This window comes from Mycobacterium simiae (assembly GCF_008370645.1).
Taxonomy (GTDB): domain Bacteria; phylum Actinomycetota; class Actinomycetes; order Mycobacteriales; family Mycobacteriaceae; genus Mycobacterium; species Mycobacterium simiae_A.
This window is the reverse complement of record NZ_VTZN01000346.1, coordinates 1-2102: the sequence shown is the minus strand read 5'-3', so window position 1 is coordinate 2102 and position 2102 is coordinate 1. Positions and strand designations below refer to the sequence as shown.

Annotated in this window: 2 protein-coding genes and 3 pseudogenes; 3 read left to right on the top strand and 2 right to left on the bottom strand. The window is 64.4% G+C overall.

Translation table 11 applies throughout. The features are described 5' to 3' along the window. From F0Q45_RS25625 to F0Q45_RS25615, 3 genes and pseudogenes are all read left to right on the top strand, one after another. Positions 1 to 292 (top strand): annotated as a pseudogene (locus F0Q45_RS25625) (hypothetical protein); the annotation flags it as partial. After that, positions 282 to 560, top strand: a pseudogene (locus F0Q45_RS25620) (DUF5631 domain-containing protein); the annotation flags it as partial. The pseudogenes F0Q45_RS25625 and F0Q45_RS25620, both read left to right, overlap by 11 nt. A 101-nt stretch (positions 561 to 661) precedes the next feature. Continuing rightward, the gene (locus tag F0Q45_RS25615; protein ID WP_149656541.1) at positions 662 to 1189 is read left to right on the top strand and encodes a hypothetical protein; all 528 of its coding nucleotides are present in this window, start codon (positions 662 to 664) and stop codon (positions 1187 to 1189) included. Positions 1190 to 1487: 298 nt separating this feature from the next. Here F0Q45_RS25615 and F0Q45_RS30410 read toward each other — a convergent pair whose 3' ends face one another. Then, a complete protein-coding gene (locus F0Q45_RS30410) occupies positions 1488 to 1709 on the bottom strand; it encodes a hypothetical protein (RefSeq protein ID WP_373425093.1) in 222 nt (73 codons plus the stop codon). Between the two features lie 101 nt (positions 1710 to 1810). Further along, positions 1811 to 2102: pseudogene (locus F0Q45_RS30405) on the bottom strand (hypothetical protein); the annotation flags it as partial.

Sequence of the window (2102 nt, the reverse complement as noted above, 5' to 3'; positions counted from 1 at the left end):
GGTGTACAAGCTGGCCGCACGTTCCGTCCAGATAGATACGAATAGCGATAACCCAGCGCTCGCAGGCGTCGCGACAGTAAACGGGGCGGTAATGCTAGAACAGGAGGTGAGCGCTGCCCCAGCGCTTCCGCCCGCCGATCGCGCCGCCGCGCTTGCGCTGGCTGCCGCATACACCAACGCCAACGCCGTGGGCAGCGTTGCACTGGGGCGTGACGATCCAGCGTTCCGGGCAGCCGTCGATGATGTCAACGCTAAGGACTTGCGGATGAAGGCTGTGTGCGGTGGCGGTTGATCTGCCGCCGGGTAGGTGGTCGGCGTTATTGGTCGGTGCGTGGTGGCCGGAACGGCCTGACCCACCGATGGCGGCGGTTACATATTGGCGCCAGGCGGGGGAAGCCAAGCGCCAAGAGGCGATCGATCTGCACAACGCGCGGTCGCGGTTGGCGGAGAATCAAGGCCAAACCGCCGACGATTTGATGGAGCGGTATTGGCGTGGTGAGCAGCGTCTGGTCACTATCGCCCACCAGTGTCAGGTGAAAAGCGACCACAGCGACCTGGTCCCATCACGATGTCACTGCGGCGGCTTCGGCCGCACCGCCACCGGGCGCAGCCGCCTAACACCGGAGAGCACGCAGATAGCCGCAGGAATAGCCTTACTGAAATGACTACGCTCCCACCCACTCCAGGTCAGTGGGCACCGACGCACCCGGTGCCACGCTCACGCGTCTGGTCAGCAGTGGCCCTGGCGTTCGCCAACGTATTGGGCGCAGCAGCCCTGATCGTTGCGCTTACGGCGCTGGCTCGCCCTTCAACCAACAGCTCGGCGGAGGCTACAAGAACCAACGCAACACCGACTTACACGTCCGCGGAAACCGCCGCCGCGCACCAGAAGTTGTGCGAGGTCTACAAGCTCGCGGCACGGTCCGTCCAGATAGACACCCACGGCGGTGACCGGGCGCTCGCTGGGGTTGCCACAGTAAACGGGGCACTGATGCTGGAACAAGCGGTTAATGCTGCCCCAGCGCTAGCGCCCGCAGATCGCGCCGCCGCGCTCAAACTCGCCGAAGGATACACGAACGCCAGCGCCATGGCGAGCTATTTGCACCGCGACGATCCGGACTGGCAGGCGGTGGTTGACGATGTCAACGCCAAGGACGCGCGAATGAAGGCTGTGTGTGGTGGCGGTTGACCTGCCGCCGGGTAGGTGGTCGGCCTTATTGGTCGGTGCGTGGTGGCCGGAACGGCCCGACGCGGTCACGGCCGCGGTTACTCATTGGCGCCTGGCAGGGGAAACCAAGCGCCAAGAGGCGAGCGATCTGCGCAATGCGCGATCACGGCTAGCGGTCAATCAGGGAACAACCGCTGAGGATTTGATGGAGCGGTATTGGCGTGGCGAGCAGCGGCTGATCACCGTTGCCCACCAGTGCCAAGTGAAAAGCGAGCAAAGCGACCGGGTCGCAGATGCGGTCAACAATTTGCGTGACCGATTAACGGAGATTGCTCAGTCCGGTAATCAGGAGATCGACCGGGTCCTTGCCGTCAATGGGTCTACAGATGCGAAGGTTGCCGCAGTCAACAGGATCATTGCCGAGAAAAACGCGAGCGCCGCCCATGCCGAAGGAATCGCTATGACGAACATTATCGACGCGACACAGCGGGTGCTGGACGAGACCATGGGCGGCGATGCTCGGAAGTGGCTGCGCGATCACGGCGTAAACCCCGATGACCCGGCACCGTCTCGCCCGGTCACCGCTGAGGATTTAAGTTCCCCGCTCCCGGTTTCACCAACATCGTCAGCATTTGGCAGGGATCAGCCAGCACCGGGTACATCGGTGCCAGCCCGCAGCACACCCACGTCGCAGCCAGCGTCAGCATTCGGCAGTGGCCAGCCAGCACCGGGTACATCGGTGCCAGCCCCCAGCACACCCACGTCGCAGCCAGCGTCAGCATTCGGCAGTGGCCAACCGTCGCCACCTGCACCTCCAAGTACCGTGGCCCCGTCGTTCCAGCTCGGTGCTCCCGCGGTTGGCGTTGGCGGCCCCTCGATGCCAGGCGCTTCGGCGCCGACGGCGACCGGTGGACCTTTGGCGGCTGGAGCGCCG

Bases quoted from the DNA above. Each gene is read 5' to 3' on its own strand.
- F0Q45_RS25615 (WP_149656541.1), top strand. From the start codon at position 662: ATGACTACGCTCCCACCCACTCCAGGTCAGTGGGCACCGACGCACCCG.